The sequence below is a fragment of the Dactylosporangium sp. NPDC051485 genome, from assembly GCF_040682015.1.
Classification (GTDB): Bacteria; Actinomycetota; Actinomycetes; order Mycobacteriales; family Micromonosporaceae; genus Dactylosporangium.
On record NZ_JBFAZW010000018.1, the window covers coordinates 1 to 15,220 of the forward strand.

General features: G+C 69.0%; 12 protein-coding genes, 2 pseudogenes and 1 riboswitch. Of the genes and pseudogenes, 6 read left to right on the forward strand and 8 right to left on the reverse strand.

What is annotated here, in order from left to right:
- Positions 1 to 247 precede the first annotated feature (247 nt).
- The 7 genes and pseudogenes from AB0M46_RS12790 to rpmH form a co-directional block, all read right to left on the reverse strand.
- Complete coding sequence (locus tag AB0M46_RS12790; protein ID WP_363335388.1) at positions 248 to 1,150, reverse strand: tetrahydrofolate dehydrogenase/cyclohydrolase catalytic domain-containing protein; 903 nt, start codon at positions 1,148 to 1,150, stop codon at positions 248 to 250.
- Between the two features lie 17 nt (positions 1,151 to 1,167).
- A riboswitch (ZMP/ZTP riboswitch) is annotated at positions 1,168 to 1,250 on the reverse strand.
- 537 nt (positions 1,251 to 1,787) lie between these two features.
- A complete protein-coding gene (locus AB0M46_RS12795; protein ID WP_363335389.1) occupies positions 1,788 to 2,549 on the reverse strand; it encodes a R3H domain-containing nucleic acid-binding protein in 762 nt (253 codons plus the stop codon).
- A 115-nt stretch (positions 2,550 to 2,664) separates the two neighbouring features.
- On the reverse strand, positions 2,665 to 3,738 hold the full coding sequence (gene yidC, locus AB0M46_RS12800) for a membrane protein insertase YidC (RefSeq protein WP_363335566.1): 1,074 nt from the start codon (positions 3,736 to 3,738) through the stop codon (positions 2,665 to 2,667).
- A gap of 11 nt (positions 3,739 to 3,749) precedes the next feature.
- A pseudogene (gene yidD / locus AB0M46_RS12805) lies at positions 3,750 to 4,021 on the reverse strand (membrane protein insertion efficiency factor YidD).
- Positions 4,018 to 4,464, reverse strand: coding sequence for a ribonuclease P protein component (gene rnpA / locus AB0M46_RS12810; protein ID WP_363335568.1), 447 nt, complete (start codon positions 4,462 to 4,464; stop codon positions 4,018 to 4,020). The pseudogene yidD and the gene rnpA overlap by 4 nt, the downstream one beginning before the upstream one ends.
- Positions 4,465 to 5,094: 630 nt before the next feature.
- Positions 5,095 to 5,196, reverse strand: a pseudogene (locus AB0M46_RS12815) (ribonuclease P protein component); the annotation flags it as partial.
- A gap of 38 nt (positions 5,197 to 5,234) precedes the next feature.
- Complete coding sequence (gene rpmH / locus AB0M46_RS12820; protein WP_344616653.1) at positions 5,235 to 5,372, reverse strand: 50S ribosomal protein L34; 138 nt, start codon at positions 5,370 to 5,372, stop codon at positions 5,235 to 5,237.
- Positions 5,373 to 5,932: 560 nt separating this feature from the next.
- Between rpmH and dnaA the strand changes: the two genes are divergently transcribed.
- The 5 genes from dnaA (at position 5,933) to AB0M46_RS12845 (ending at position 12,249) form a co-directional block, all read left to right on the forward strand.
- On the forward strand, positions 5,933 to 7,651 hold the full coding sequence (gene dnaA / locus AB0M46_RS12825) for a chromosomal replication initiator protein DnaA (protein WP_363335391.1): 1,719 nt from the start codon (positions 5,933 to 5,935) through the stop codon (positions 7,649 to 7,651).
- A gap of 903 nt (positions 7,652 to 8,554) precedes the next feature.
- Entirely contained in the window at positions 8,555 to 9,685 is a 1,131-nt protein-coding gene (dnaN, locus tag AB0M46_RS12830) for a DNA polymerase III subunit beta (RefSeq protein ID WP_363335393.1), read from the forward strand.
- A gap of 14 nt (positions 9,686 to 9,699) precedes the next feature.
- Complete coding sequence (gene gnd, locus AB0M46_RS12835; RefSeq protein WP_363335395.1) at positions 9,700 to 10,575, forward strand: phosphogluconate dehydrogenase (NAD(+)-dependent, decarboxylating); 876 nt, start codon at positions 9,700 to 9,702, stop codon at positions 10,573 to 10,575.
- Positions 10,576 to 10,577: 2 nt separating this feature from the next.
- A complete protein-coding gene (gene recF, locus AB0M46_RS12840; RefSeq protein WP_363335397.1) occupies positions 10,578 to 11,741 on the forward strand; it encodes a DNA replication/repair protein RecF in 1,164 nt (387 codons plus the stop codon).
- Positions 11,734 to 12,249, forward strand: a complete 516-nt coding sequence (locus AB0M46_RS12845) for a DciA family protein (RefSeq protein WP_363335399.1) — start codon at positions 11,734 to 11,736, stop codon at positions 12,247 to 12,249. Before recF ends, AB0M46_RS12845 begins: the two co-directional genes overlap by 8 nt.
- On the opposite strand, the gene AB0M46_RS12850 is transcribed toward AB0M46_RS12845, so the two are convergent.
- Positions 12,246 to 12,803, reverse strand: coding sequence for a hypothetical protein (locus tag AB0M46_RS12850; protein WP_363335400.1), 558 nt, complete (start codon positions 12,801 to 12,803; stop codon positions 12,246 to 12,248). The two genes, AB0M46_RS12845 and AB0M46_RS12850, sit on opposite strands and share 4 nt — an antisense overlap.
- A gap of 454 nt (positions 12,804 to 13,257) precedes the next feature.
- On the opposite strand from AB0M46_RS12850, the gene gyrB reads away from it, so the two are divergent.
- Entirely contained in the window at positions 13,258 to 15,201 is a 1,944-nt protein-coding gene (gene gyrB, locus AB0M46_RS12855) for a DNA topoisomerase (ATP-hydrolyzing) subunit B (protein ID WP_363335402.1), read from the forward strand.
- Positions 15,202 to 15,220 lie beyond the last annotated feature (19 nt).

The following is a 15,220-nucleotide window of genomic DNA, read 5'->3' on the forward strand; positions in this document are numbered from 1 at the left end:
TAGCGGGCGTTGCCGGCGAGGGTGGCGCCGTGGTCGCGGAAGGAGTCGGCGGCGCTCGCGTACGTGCGGAACGACGCGGTCGCGGGGAAGCACCGAGCGGGGGCGGCGCGGGGAATCACATACGAGGCATGGAACGGACGGAGTGGCACGACGCAGAGCGGGCCGACGGACCGCGGCCACCCAACCGCCAGGAACAACAACGGCGGGGGAGCACCGCCGCACGATGACGGCGGGCTCCCCCGATGTTTCACGTGAAACGGCGCTCTGCGGCCTCGATGGCGTTGCGGAAGAGCATGGCGACGGTGGTGGGACCCACGCCGCCGACCCGCGGGGTGATGGCGCCAGCGACGGCCGCGCAGGACTCGTCGACGTCGGGGAGGAGACGGCGACCCTCGTAGCGGACGCCGCCCCCCACGACCACGGCGCCCGGCTTGACGTGCTCCGGCTGAATGATGCCGGGGACGCCGACGGCGGCGATGAGGATGTCGGCGCGGCGGGTGTACCGGGACCAGTCGGGAACACCGGTGTGGACCACCGTCACGGCGGCGTTCGCAGTCGGGCGCTTCTGCGCCAGGAGCATCGCCAGGGGACGGCCAAGCGTGGCGCCCCGGCCGAGGATCACGACCTCGCGACCGCTGACCGGGATGCCGTGGTGGGCCAGGAGAGCCTCGATGCCGGCCGGCGTGCAGGGGAGCGGGCCGGGGATGCCCGCGGCCAGGCGGCCCAGGTTCAGCGGGTGCATGCCGTCGACGTCCTTGTCGGGGTCGACCCGCATGAGGGCGGCGTCGTAGTCCAGGTGCTGCGGGATCGGGTACTGGATCAGCAGCGCGTGGACGTCCCGGTCCTCATTGAACTCGTCGATCACGGCGTGCAGGTCGTCCTGGGTGGCCGTCGCCGGCAGGTGGCGGTGCGGGGAGGCGAAGCCGAGTGACGCGGCTTGGCGCTGCTTGATCCGGATGTACCCGGCGCTGGCGTCGTCGTCACCAACCAGGATTGTGGCCAGGGACGGGGTGATGCCTCGCGCGCGGAGGGCCGCTGCGCGGGATTCGACGTCCGCCAGGATCTGGTCGGCCACCGGAGCTCCGGGCAGGAGCCGGGCGCTCGGCGCCGGGGTGGGAGCGGCGGCCGCGGAAGAAGAGGAAATGGACATGCGACTCCTCGGCGTCACGTGGAAGCCCAGGCGGTCGACTTCCACGCCGAGGCTTCCCGATGGTTGCCCATCCTTGGTGCCGCCAGTCGCGTCTCCCTGAATTATGCCCGCCCTCACCGTGGCCGCCGCTACGCGGGGCTCCCCAGGCCGGAAGCAGATGGGTAGAAGGGGGCGCCACAGGAAGGGGCGTCCGGCACGACGGGCGCACGGGTCGAGCAAGCCGACGGACTAGACGGGAGCCCAGTCGTAGAGCCGGGCGGCGGGTGAGCAGTGAAGGGCCGGGCAGAAAGTCCCACCCAATCTGGACCACACGGGCCGGACACCGCACGAGGCCGTATACCAAGCGGTGCGGGGCGCCGCGCCGGGCCGGACACGAAGCCGGGCGCTGGCGAGGTGTCACAAGGATTCGGCGTAAGTGGGGGCGGGGACGAGCGACGCGGACACGAGGCCGGAGCCAACGCGAAACCGGGCCGGAGACAGGAGCCGAGCGGCGCGCTGGACGAGAGCCGTCGTGGGACAGCTCTAGCGGATCACGAACAAAGTCCAAGCGCTTCGAAGGAGTGGTGGAGAGGGCGTACAAAGGAAACCGCCCCAATCGCCGATGGGCGCTTGGGGCGGTCGGTGGAGCGGGGGAGAACTAAGCCGTCGGGCGGACCACGATCCGGCGGGCCGGCTCGACGCCCTCCGACTCACTCTCCACGCCCGGCAGGGCGTTGATGACGTCGTGCACGCACTTGCGCTCGAAGGCGCTCATCGGCTCCAGGCGGACGGCCTCGCCGTACTCCTTGACCTTCTCGGCGGCGTTCTTGGCGATGGCGCCGAGCTCCTTGCGGCGCAGCGCCCGGTAGCCGCCCACGTCGAGGAGGAGCCGGCTCGGGGAGCCGGTCTGCCGGAAGACGGCGAGGCGGCTCAGCTCCTGCAACGCCTCGAGCGTCGCGCCGCGCTGGCCGACGAGGGCCTGCAGGCGCTTGCCCGAGCCGTCGCCGCCCTCGACGACCTCGACGACCGGGCGGCCGCTCACGACCAGCTCGTCGATGTCGCCGTCGTAGTCGAGGATGTCGAGGAGGCCCTCGACGTAGTCGGCCGCGATCTCGCTCTCGCGGAAGAGGTCGGCGGCGGCGCGGCCGGAGCCGGCGGGGGTCTCCGAGTCGTCCTCGGCCTCCTCGTCGTCGTCTTCCTCGTCCTCGTCGTCGTCTTCTTCGTCCTCGTCGTCTTCCTCGTCGTCGTCATCTTCGTCGGCCTCGGCGTCGACCTCTTCCGAGTCGTCCTCCTCGGCATCGTCGACGGCACGGGCGTCCTGGTCCTCGGCCAGGGACACGTCCTTGTCCTCGTCCCGCACGTTGTCCCGCGAACCGGGGGCTGCGTCGAGGTCACTGGTGGTGTCGGTCACGAAACTCATCTCCGCTTGTTTGGGGCGCCGAGGCGCCGTCACAGGTCGTCGGTGAGGGGTGGGTTGCTGGTGCAGGGAGCGCCGCTACGCCGGGCCGTGAGAGGGGTGGCCCGGCAAGGGTGCGTCAACCCGACTGCCGCTTCGCGGCGCCACCCTTCTTCGGGTTGATCGGCTTCGCGCCGGGCTTCGGGGCGCGGGACTGGCCGCCGTCGGCCGGGGCGTCGGTGCCGGTCGCCTTCGCGCCGGCGGCCTTGGTGCCGGCCGCCTTCGCGGGGGACTTGCCGTTGGTCCGCTGCTGGGCGGCGGCCTCCTCGCGGGCGCGGGCGAACAGGGCGCCCAGGCCGCTCGGCTTCGACTCGGCCACCTTGGCGGTGCCACCCTTGAACGGCGTGGTGCTGCTCGTCGCGCTGGCCGGCGGCGGGTACTTGTGCAGCACCCAGTACTGCTGCGCCAGCGTGATGGCGTTGTTCGTGACCCAGTAGATGATGACGCCGATCGGGAAGTACCAGCCGGAGGTCAGGGTGAAGAACGGGATGCCGTAGAGCATGAACTTCTGGATCATGCGCTGCTGCGGGTCGGTGTTCCAGCCCGTCTTCTTGATCATCTGACGCTGCGTCAGGTAGGTCGTCGTGATCATCAGGGCGACCAGGAAGGCGGCCACGATCTTGACCGTGGTCGAGTTGGCGTTGATGGTGATCAGGTCGGCCGCGCTGCTGCTGAACTTGGCGACGATCGGGGCGTCGAAGAGGCGGGCGTCGACGGCACTGAGGAACTCGGCCTTCGTCCAGCCGTACAGCTCCATCTGGGTGTCCGACGTGTTCGGCCGGAGGTGGCGCAGCACGTGCAGGAGGCCGATGAAGACCGGGATCTGCAGGAACATCGGAAGGCAGCCCATGAGCGGGTTGACCTTCTCCTCCTGGTAGAGCTTCATGACCTCCTTCTGGAGGGTCTCCCGGTCGCCCTTGTGCTTCTCCTGCAGCTCCTTCATCTTCGGCTGGATAGCCTGCATCGCCCGCTGCGACTTGATCTGCTTGACGAAGATCGGGAAGAGGACGACCCGGACGGTGATCACCAGGAAGACGATCGCCAGGACCCACTGCCAGTTGGTGCTCAGCACCCGGTGGTCCGGCAGGATCGAATCCCACACGGTGTGCCAGAACAGCATCACCTTCGAGATCAGCCAGTAGATCCCGGCCATCAGCTTGCTAATCACGACACCGCTCCAGTCACGTCGACTCGGGCTCGGGCGAGTGTCCCCGGCGCGGAGGCACCGGGTCGAACCCACCGGGGTGGAATGGGTGGCAGCGCAGCAGCCGCCAGATCGCGAGACCGATTCCCCGGATCGCGCCGTGGGTGCTGACCGCCTCCAGGGCATAAGCGCTGCACGACGGGTAGAACCGACAACGCGCCGGCAACGCCGGGCTTATCCAACGACGGTACGCGACGATAGGAGCGGCGACGATACGGGCTCCCGCGTTCATCGACGGCCACCTCGGTTCCTCGGTCGGCGCACAGCCTCCAGCGCCAAGTCAAGATCACGAGCCAGGATTTCGTACGGCACGCTCGCCGCCTCCGGCAACGCCCGCACCACGAGCACCGACCCGGCGGGAAGGTCCGCGATGCGCTCCCGCACGAGGTGCCGCAGCCGCCGCTTCACGCGGTTGCGCACAACGGCACCCCCAACGGCCTTGGACACCACGAACCCGGCCCGCACGGCCCCGACGCCGTCTGAGACCGGCTCAACCAGGTCCTCGCCCGAGGCCGGACCCGACTCGGCCGACGCCAACGCCGACGCCGACAAATCGGAAACGGCACCAGAACCCGACAAGTCCGAAATCGCCGATCCGCCACCAGGCAAACGACCACCGGTCGATCCTGCTGAGGCTGAACCGACACCAAGAGAACTCACGGCAGCCGAATCGATGCCAGGCGAACCGGTCGTGATCAAACCGACGGCCGCCGAACCACCGTCAGCAGGGCCGACCTCGGTCGAACCGGTGGCAACAGAACCGCCCCCGGCTGAACCGGCGGCAGCAAAAGCGACCTCGTCCGAACCGACGCCAGCAGGACCAGCCTCGGTCGAATCGGCATCGGACGAAGCTGTGGTGCTCGAACCGGCACCGGTCTGACTCGCACCCGTCGAACCGACTCCGACAGAGCCAGCGGCAGTCGAACCGACAGTGGCCGATGCTGCCGTGCTCGAATCGGCACCGGTCGGGCCTACGTCGGCCGAGCCGACAACCGACGAACCGGCACCAGCCGAGCCGACGGCGGTCGAACCGGCCGTGTCCGAACTCGTAGTGACCGAGCCGACAGCGGAAGACGAATGATCGACGGCTACGGCCGACGAGTCACCGACGCCCGAACCGCCGACGAGGTCCGAGGACCCGCCTGCCGGAGCCGACGACGAGGAAAAGGCCGAACCCGACGACGAGCCGGGGGCCGCCAAGGGGCCGGAGACGGCCGGCGCGGAGCCGAGAGCCGAAGACGAATCGCCGACCGGGACCGCAGCCTCGGGAGACACAGCGACCCCGGGCCGCGAAGACCCGGGGTTCATGAAGTGCACAACTACGACCCCCCGGCCGGCCCGGCGGCCGTTGCGAATGGTGGCGGCGAAGTCCTCCCGCCGCCGCAGTCGCTGTGCGGCCGCCAGCACGCTGCCTCCCGGAGGGCCCGGTCGTCGCGGTTTCAGGCTCAGGCCGAGAGGCGGTCGCGCCCCTTGGCGCGGCGCGCCGACAGGATCGAACGGCCGGCGCGGGTGCGCATGCGCAGCCGGAAGCCGTGGGTCTTCGCGCGCCGGCGGTTGTTCGGCTGGAAGGTGCGCTTGCTCACGTCGGGGCTCCGTCTTCGTGGCTTGGTGGACTCACTTGGCAAAGCCGCGCGCCCACGAGGTGTCGATCGGTGGTTTGGAGTTTACCAGGGAACGGTGCTCCAACCGAAACAGGGTACGCGCCGCCTCACTCACAGTCAACGAGCGCCGGCGCGCGTCGCTGGGCACCCAGGGTGTGAATAAAGAATCCCCAGGTCAAGGCCACAATCCACAGGCTCGTTGTGGACAACGGTTGAGTGGTTGTGGACAACGCTGTTAACGTGCCCGGTTGCCGGTAGACACCGCGACGACCGGCGACGGGGTAAGAACGGACTTTTCGGCCAAACGGGCGCTCGACGAGGGGGACGAGACGCGCGCCTGACCTGTATTTCCGCCGCGTACGCGCTGATCACCGCACAGTCAGCACGGACAAGGGGAAACAGGACGATCCGTCCACGGCACATGACTCGTTGATACACAGGTTGTGGAAAACCTGTGGACAATGGGGCCGGGGGCGGCGGGGAAGTACCGGGCACCGTCCACTCGCGGTGGGGCCGCGAATGATGATGGGGGTGCGCGAACGGTGACGGACACCGACCTCGCAGCGATCTGGCATGCCGCGACGGATCAGCTCGCCGATGGGATCGACTCAGCGCAGCAGCGTGCGTACCTGCGCATGACGAGACTGCGGGCGATCGTCGAGGACACCGCGCTGCTGTCCGTGCCCGACCCGTACTCCCGGGACATGATCGAGAGCCGGCTCCGGCCGGTCATCACCGAAGCACTCTCGCGGCTGCTCGGCCGGGCCATCCAGGTCGCCGTGACGGTGCGGCCGCCCGAGGACGCGCCGTCCCTGTCGGCCCCTTCCGCCTCGCACTGGTCCAACGGCACCTCCGTGACGCTCCGTGACCCACTCCCCCTCGAGCCGACCGTGAACCCCGAGTCCGACCGGCTGTTCGACCTCCCCGAGGAGCGGAGCTTCCCGGAGCGAACCTTCCCAGAAACAGCCGGGCAGGACAGAGGCGTACAGAACAGGGGCATTCAGGAGAGAAGCGGACAGGACAGGAACGGGCTGGACCGAGGCGACCGGGACCGCGAGCGGACCTACGAGCACTCCGGCACGGCCGTCGAGGCCGGCGCCGAGGCCGGCCGCTACGAGCAGGCCCAGTTCGAGGCCACCCGCAACGAGCAGCTGTCCCCGCCCCGCCCCTCGACGCCGGGCACCGGCCGCGAGGACCGCCGCGGCGCGCCCACTCCGGCCGGGGACTCCGCCGGGAACCGGCTCAACCCGAAGTACACCTTCGAGACGTTCGTCATCGGATCGTCGAACCGCTTCGCGCACGCCGCCTCGGTCGCCGTGGCCGAGTCGCCGGCGAAGGCCTACAACCCGCTGTTCATCTACGGCGGCTCCGGGCTGGGCAAGACACACCTGCTGCACGCCATCGGGCAGTACGCCACGATGCTGGGCAATGCCCGGTTCGTGCGGTACGTGTCGACCGAGGAGTTCACGAACGACTTCATCAACTCGCTGCGCGACGACAAGACCCAGGCGTTCCAGCGCCGGTACCGCGACGTCGACATCCTCCTGATCGACGACATCCAGTTCCTGGAGACCCGCGAGCGCACCCAGGAGGAGTTCTTCCACACCTTCAACACCCTGCACAACGCGAACAAGCAGATCGTCATCAGCTCGGACCGTTCGCCCCGGCAGCTGGCCACGCTGGAGGACCGGCTGCGCACGCGGTTCGAGTGGGGCCTGCTGGCCGACATCCAGCCGCCGGACCTCGAGACCCGCATCGCGATCCTGCAGAAGAAGGCGGCCCAGGAGCGGCTCTTCGCCCCGCCGGACGTGCTCGAGTTCATCGCCTCGCGGATCGCCTCGTCCATCCGCGAGCTCGAGGGCGCGCTGATCCGGGTCACCGCGTTCGCCAACCTGACCCGCTCGCCGGTCGAGCTCGGCCTGGCCGAGGAGGTCCTGCGCGACTTCATCCCGGACGGCTCGGGCCCGGAGATCACCGCCGACCAGATCATGGCGTCGACCGCCGACTACTTCGGGGTGAGCCTCGAGGACCTGCGGGGGCACAGCCGCTCGCGGGTGCTCGTCAACGCCCGGCAGGTGGCCATGTACCTCTGCCGCGAGCTGACCGAGCTCTCCCTGCCCCGCATCGGCCAGGCCTTCGGCGGCCGCGACCACACGACCGTCATGCACGCCGACCGCAAGATCAGGCAGCAGATGGCGGAGCGCCGGTCGCTCTACAACCAGATCGCCGAGCTGACCAACCGCATCAAGCAGACGACGTAATCCACAGGATCCACAGGGGTTTCGCCGTCCACCGGGGTTGATCACAGCCTGTGGACAACTTGACTTATCCACCGTGTCCACAGGCGGTTCACCAGGGATCCGGTCCCCATCTGGCCACACGTTATCCACATGCTGTCCCCAGGTGGTCCACAGTTGTCCACAGCCGCAGGTCGCGCGGTTATCCCCAGCATCCACACGCTGTCCACAGAAACCCTGTGGATAACTTCGTTTGTGCCAACTTCCGGGCAACGGTCACCGAATCGCTACGGACTGCACACAGGAGTTACCCACAGCCTGTGGATAACTCCTGTGTATTCGCTGTGGAATGCATGTGGATGATGCCAGAGGGTAATCGAGATGACAACCGAACGTAATCGACCTTCGGGCCCTATGTTATCCACAGGAGTGGATAAACCCTGGGGATTACCGGTGGATTAGCGGTGGATAACCCCTGTGGACAATCGCTCATCCACAATCCACAGGCGTCATCCACACCTTCCATGCACAGGTCATCCACCGGTACACAAGCGGTCTGAGCTGGGAAAACGAGGGTTTTCCACAGTATCCACACCCCCTATGACTACGAAAGAAATTTCTTTTAAGAAGAGAAGAAAAGCAATCATCGGGGTGTGGGTAAGCTCGGGCCGCCGGACTTGGCGGGGTCGGTGCACGACCGCCGCCAGCAGGCCCTAAGGTTCGATGAGCGAGCCTCACCGGACGCACTGCCGACCGGGGGCCACCGCTCACCGGCACACACTCACTCACTCTCGCGACCCCCACCGGACCGAGGCGCTCCACGGGGACGCCGGGACCGGCGACAATCGGACGGCACGGCCGAAACGACCGCACCTGCGCGCGGCGGGTGGCGAACTGAAGTACCGAAGAGAATGCGGGAGGACCGCGATGAAGTTCCGAGTTGAGCGCGACGCGCTCGCCGATGCCGTCGCCTGGACGGCCAAGAGCCTGCCCAGCCGCCCCTCGGTGCCCGTCCTCGCCGGCGTCCTGCTGCGCGTCGCCGACGGCCGCCTCCAGGTGTCCAGCTTCGACTACGAGGTGTCCAGCCAGGTCTCCGTCGAGGTCCAGGCCGACGCCGACGGCGCGACGCTGGTCTCCGGCCGGCTGCTCGCCGAGATCACCAAGTCGCTGCCGGCCAAGCCGGTCGACGTCGCCGCCGTCGGCGCCCACGTCGAGATCACCTGCGGTAGCGCCCGGTTCACGCTGCCGACCATGCCCGTCGAGGACTACCCGACCCTGCCGGAGATGCCCGAGTCGGCCGGCGCCGTCGATGCCGCGCTGTTCGCCAAGGCGGTCTCACAGGTCGCCGTCGCCGCGGGCCGTGACGACACCCTGCCGATGCTGACCGGCGTGCGGATCGAGCTGGAGGGCACGACCCTGACCCTGCTCGCCACCGACCGGTACCGCTTGGCCGTGCGGGAGCTGATGTGGCACCCCGACGAGCCGGACATGAGCGTCGCCGCCCTGGTGCCGGCCCGCACCCTGGACGACACCGCGAAGACCCTCGGCCCGCTCGGCGGGAACGTGTCGGTGGCGCTGTCGCGGGGCAAGCTGGGCGACGGGATGATCGGCTTCGCCGGCGGCGCCCGGCGCACGACGTCCCGCCTGCTGGAGGGCGACTTTCCCAAGGTGCGGGCCCTGCTGCCGGACCACCACAACGCGCAGGCGCGGATCCCGGTGGCGGCGCTCAACGAGGTGGTCCGGCGCGTCGGCCTGGTGGCGGAGCGCCAGACGCCGGTGCGGCTCTCCTTCAGCACCGACGGCCTGGTCGTCGAGGCCAGCGGCAGCGAGGACGCCCGGGCCAGCGAGGCGATGGACTGCCAGTACGAAGGCGAGCCGATGACGATCGCCTTCAATCACCAGTACCTGCTCGACGGGCTCAAGGCGCTCGACGCGCCCATTGCGGTGCTGTCGTTCACTGACCCGAAGAAGCCTGCGGTCATGTCCCCGGCCAAGGATGATGGAGAGATCATCCCTGGGTACTGGTACTTGATCATGCCGGTTCGCATCGGTAGTTGATTCGGAGGCACCAAATGCAGCTCGGTCTCATCGGCCTGGGCAGGATGGGCTTCAACATGCGCGAGCGGCTGCGCGCCGCCGGGCACGAGGTCATCGGTTACGACCAACACCCCGACGTCAGCGACGTGGCGTCCCTCAATGAGCTCGTCGAGAAGCTCGCCGCGCCCCGCGTGGTGTGGATCATGGTGCCGGTGCAGTTCACCGAGTCCACCATCGACGAGCTCGCCGGCCTGCTCGGCTCGGGCGACATCGTGATCGACGGCGGCAACTCGCGGTTCAGCAACGACAAGCCCCGGGCGGACCGGCTGGGTGCCAAGGGCATCGGGTACCTCGACGTCGGCGTGTCCGGCGGCGTCTGGGGCCGCACCAACGGGTATGCGCTCATGGTGGGCGGGCCGAAGCAGCACGTCGAGCACTGCATGCCGATCTTCGAGGGCCTCAAGCCCGAGGGCGAGTTCGGCTTCGCGCACGCCGGCGAGACCCCCGGCGCCGGCCACTACGCCAAGATGGTCCACAACGGCATCGAGTACGGCATGATGCACGCCTTCGCCGAGGGCTACGAGCTGCTCGAGACCTCCGAGTACGTGGACAACATCCCCGAGATCATCAAGAGCTGGCGGGCCGGTTCGGTCGTACAGTCGTGGCTGCTCGACCTGCTCGACCGAGCCCTGGACGAGGACCCGGAGCTCGCCGAGATCAAGGGCTACGCCGACGACACCGGCGAGGGCCGCTGGACCGTCGAGGAGGCCATCCGCCTCGCCGTGCCGATGAACGTGATCGCCGCGTCGCTCTTCGCCCGGTTTGCCTCGCGCCAGGACGACTCCCCGGCGATGAAGGCCGTGGCCGCGCTGCGCAACCAGTTCGGCGGCCACGCCGTCAAGAAGGACTGAGCTTGTACGTCCGGGGCCTGGAGCTCGTCGACTTCCGAAGCTATCCGCGGGTGGTCGTCGAGTTGGGCCCCGGGCCGTGCGTGCTCGTCGGACCGAACGGGGTGGGCAAGACCAACCTCGTCGAGGCCCTCGCCTACGTGGCGACCCTGGAGTCGCACCGGGTCGCCACCGACGCCCCGCTGGTCCGCTTCGGCGCCGCCCGAGCCGTGGTCCGCTGCGCCGTCGTGCACGAGGAGCGGGAGCTGCTGATCGAGCTCTCGATCGAGCCGGGCAAGGCCAACCGCGCCCGCCTGGGCCGCTCGCCCGTGACCCGCACCCGCGACATCCTCGGGGCGCTGCGCCTCGTGCTCTTCGCGCCCGAGGATCTCTCGCTGATTCGCGGAGACCCTTCAGAGCGCCGGCGGTACCTCGATGAGCTGCTCGTCGCCCGCCAGCCCCGCTTCGCGGGCGTGCGCTCGGACTACGACCGGGTGCTCAAGCAGCGCAACGCCCTGCTGCGCAGCGCCTACCTGGCCCGCAAGACCGGCGGCAGCCGCGGCGGCGACCTGTCCACCCTCGACGTGTGGGACGCCCACCTGGCCCGGCACGGCGCCCAGCTCGTGCGCGCCCGCCTCGACCTCGTCGCCGGGCTCGCCCCGAAGGTGGCCAAGGCCTACTCGGCCGTCAGCTCCACCCAGTCCGGCTCGGCAGAGCTTGGCGACGGCCGGCCCGGACCAGGTGCCGGCCGCTCCGACGCCCGGATCTCCTACGCGCCGTCGTTCGGCCTGCAGGACGACCTCGAGCAGGCGTTGCTGGCCGCGCTGTCGGAATCGCGACCGTCGGAGATCGAGCGGGGCGTGACACTGGTCGGCCCGCACCGCGACGAGCTGACCCTGACGCTCGGCGAGATGCCGGCGAAGGGGTACGCCAGCCACGGCGAGTCCTGGTCCTATGCGCTCGCGCTGCGGCTGGCGGCGTACGACCTCCTCCGCGACGATGGCATCGAGCCCGTGCTGATCCTCGATGACGTCTTCGCCGAGCTCGACGCCGGACGCCGGGACCGCTTGGCCGCCCTGGTCGCTGACGCCAGCCAGGTGATCGTGACCTGCGCGGTGGAAGATGATGTGCCGGCCGGACTGCGGGGGGCGCGGTTCCTGGTGGGCGGGGGGGAAGTCCAACGTGTCTGAGAATGTGGCCAAGAACTCGGAAAAATCCGGTCCGGAGCTTGCCCGGGCCGCGGTCGAGGCCGCGCTGGCCAAGCACCGGTCCGCGCCGCGTCGGAAATCCGTCATCGACAGCGGGGGCCGGCGCCGCGGCTACACCGGGCCGGGGCCCGATCCGCGCGACCCGCAGCTCTTCGGCACCGTGCTGGAGCGGCTGATGAAGCAGCGGGGCTGGCAGCGCCCGACCTCCGAGGCCCGCATCTTCGGCGAGTGGGAGAAGGTCGTCGGGGCCGACATCGCGGCGCACAGCCGGCCGGTCAAGCTCGAGGACGGCGACCTGACCATCGAGGCGGAGTCCACGGCCTGGGCCACCCAGCTGCGCATGCTGGCCGCCCGTCTGCTGGCCGGCATCGCGCGTGAGGTCGGACACAACGTCGTCAAGCGCCTGCACATCCACGGGCCGGCCACGCCGTCGTGGGGCAGCGGGCCCCGGCGCGTCCGGGGCCGTGGGCCCCGCGACACGTACGGTTAGAAGTCCGCGTACACCGCGAAGCCGCGGTTGGCGCAGCGCCGGTAGAACCTGGCCAGCACGTCCAGCTCCGAGATGGAGTAGCTCCACTGCGGAGCGTTGCCGGAGTCGTCGCGCAGCGCGTCCAGCCGGCTCTGCAGCCAGCGTAGCTGCTGCTCGGCGAGCCGGGAGCCCTCCAAGGCCTTGCGCAGCACCGCGCTCACCGTCTCGAACGTGATCTCGTCGCCGTGCTCCTGATGGCCGTTGACGAATCGCTCGAGCCCACCGGCGATCCAGGCGCAGTCGTCCGGGCTGATCACCGGATCCTCGTCCTCCGCGGCCGCATCTGTGGCGAAGAGCACGCCGTTGAGCCCGAAGAGGAGGTCGACGAGTTCGGTGTACCCGGTGACGCGCACGGTCCCCGTCTTCGCCACGTGATCGGCGAGCGTGGCGGCCGGCCCGGCGTGCAGCGGCAGCTGCTCGGCCAGGTCGGCGAAGTCCACGAACTCGGCCGGCGCGACCGGGTCGTAGAACCGGCCGGTGCGCGGCCACTGCACGGCGACGTTGTCCAGGCCCATCGGGCACCCCTCATCCCGCTGATTCACTTACCACACACCCGCCCCGCGGCGGGGAACATACGCCACGTTCGGCCTCTCGCGCGACCCCCGGGGGTTCCGAGCGTCACAATCGGATCCTGTACTGCCCGTGCCGCCCGCCACCAGGCGCGGGGACCCCTTCCGCGTAGGGGGACCTTCGGACCGCACCGTTCGAGCCGCTACGTGGACTACAGGCGCCGTCCCGGTGCGAAAATGTCGCCCGCACACAGTAAGATTGCATCGGCTTATAGAACAGTCGATCACATCCCGCGTGTGCGTCACAGCGGAGGTCGGCCCGCCCGAGGTCAGGGCGCTCGCCTGTGGAGCGCCGGGCACTGGCGTGCCTTCTGCCGGCCGCGGCGCGCCCGCACCGACTCCGCACGAGACCCGGGGCGCCACACCAGCGCGGCCGGCCAGTGCGAGAAAGCGACCGAGGGTGGCAGCAAACAAGCCCGAACAGTCCTACGACTCCTCTTCGATCACCGTCCTCGAGGGGCTCGAGGCGGTCCGCAAGCGTCCCGGTATGTACATCGGTTCGACCGGCGAGCGCGGCCTGCACCATCTGGTGTGGGAGGTTGTGGACAACGCGGTGGACGAGGCCCTGGCCGGCTACTGCGACACCATCGAGGTCACGCTGCTCGCGGACGGCGGGGTGCGGGTCGTGGACAACGGCCGTGGCATTCCGGTCGACATGCACCCCAAGGAGAAGCGGCCCACCGTCGAGGTCGTGCTGACCGTGCTGCACGCCGGCGGCAAGTTCGACGGCCAGGCCTACGCCGTCTCCGGCGGCCTGCACGGCGTCGGCATCTCGGTTGTCAACGCGCTCTCCACGCGCATCGACCTGGAGATCCACAAGGACGGCTTCGTCTGGCGCCAGCGCTACAACAACTCCAAGCCGGACCCCCTGCAGAAGGGCGAGGCGACCGACCGGACCGGCACCAGCGTCACCTTCTGGCCCGACGACACGATCTTCGAGACGACGACCTTCGTCTACGAGACGCTGTATCGGCGCATCCAGGAGTACGCCTTCCTCAACCGCGGCCTGACGATCGCCCTTCGCGACGAGCGGCCCGACGTGCCGGAGGAGAAGCGCGAGGTCGTCTTCTGCTACGAGGGCGGCATCGCCGACTTCGTGCGGCACCTCAACGCCACGAAGACGCCCATCCACCGCTCCGTGGTCGAGTTCGGCTCCGACGGCGAGGGCATCGCGGTCGAGATCGCGATGCAATGGAACGAGTCGTACGGCGAGAGCGTCTACACGTTCGCCAACACGATCAACACGCACGAGGGCGGCACGCACGAGGAAGGCTTCCGCAGCGCGCTGACCACGGTCGTGAACAAGTACGGGGCCGACAAGAAGCTGCTCAAGGGCGACGAGAAGCTCACCGGCGAGGACATCCGCGAGGGCCTGGCCGCCATCATCTCCGTCAAGCTCGCCAACCCCCAGTTCGAGGGCCAGACGAAGACCAAGCTCGGCAACACCGAGGCCCGCAGCTTCGTGCAGAAGGTCTGCAACGAGTGGCTGGTCGACTGGTTCGACCGCAACCCGGCCGAGGTCAAGACCATCATCACCAAGGCCTCGCAGGCCGCCCGGGCGCGCATCGCCGCCTCCCAGGCCCGCAAGCTGGCCCGGCGCAAGTCGCTGCTCGAGTCCGGCTCGATGCCCGGCAAGCTGGCCGACTGCCAGTCCAACGACCCGCGCCTGTGCGAGCTGTTCATCGTCGAGGGCGACTCGGCCGGCGGCTCGGCCAAGCAGGGCCGCGACCCGCGGGTGCAGGCGATCCTGCCGATCCGCGGCAAGATCCTCAACGTGGAGAAGGCGCGCATCGACCGCGTGCTGAAGAACAACGAGGTCCAGGCCCTGATCACGGCGCTGGGCACCGGCATCCACGACGAGTTCGACATCGAGAAGCTGCGCTATCACAAGCTGATCCTCATGGCCGATGCCGACGTCGACGGCCAGCACATCCAGACGCTCCTGCTGACGCTGGTGTTCCGGTTCATGCGGCCGCTGATCGAGCTCGGGCACGTGTATCTGGCGGCGCCCCCGCTGTACAAGATCAAGTGGAACAAGAAGGGCGACGACGCGCAGTACGCGTACACCGACCGCGAGCGCGACGGCCTGATCGAGCTTCGGCAGCGCACCAAGCCCAACGCCAAGCCGGACGACATCCAGCGATTCAAGGGTCTGGGCGAGATGAACTACCCGGAGCTGTGGGAGACCACGATGAACCCGGAGACCCGCATGCTGCGTCAGGTGACCTTGGACGACGCTGCAACCGCGGACGAACTCTTCAGCGTCCTCATGGGCGAAGACGTGGAAGCGCGGCGCTCGTTCATCCAGCGCAACGCCAAGGACGTCCGGTTCCTCGACATCTGACCTGCGGACACGAGATAAA